This window comes from Methanoculleus sp. UBA413, from assembly GCF_002502935.1.
Taxonomy (GTDB): domain Archaea; phylum Halobacteriota; class Methanomicrobia; order Methanomicrobiales; family Methanoculleaceae; genus Methanoculleus; species Methanoculleus bourgensis.
Map to the genome: position 1 here is coordinate 7,647 of NZ_DAQR01000051.1, position 245 is coordinate 7,891.

Below are 245 nucleotides of genomic sequence, written 5' to 3' on the forward strand. Positions count from 1 at the left end.
AGAGCGCCTCCACGACCCCGCCGGCAAGGAAGGTGAGCAGGTACTTCTCCTGCATCTCCCGGCAGATCGCCGCGGCGGCGTCGGGGCTCTCCGGCGTCCCGACCAGGAGGCCGAGGCCCGTGACGCTCCCGTCGACCAGGGTGTAACCGAGCCTCCGGAGGACTGCGTCCGGGATGAAACCTGTGTAGGGGATCTCCACGCCGCCTTCGCCGGCCATCAGGCACTCGCAGGCGACGAGGAGGTTG

At 69.8% G+C, this 245-nt stretch carries 1 pseudogene; it reads right to left on the minus strand.

What is annotated here, in order from left to right:
- Positions 1 to 245 (minus strand): annotated as a pseudogene (locus tag BP858_RS03875) (CO dehydrogenase/CO-methylating acetyl-CoA synthase complex subunit beta); the annotation flags it as partial.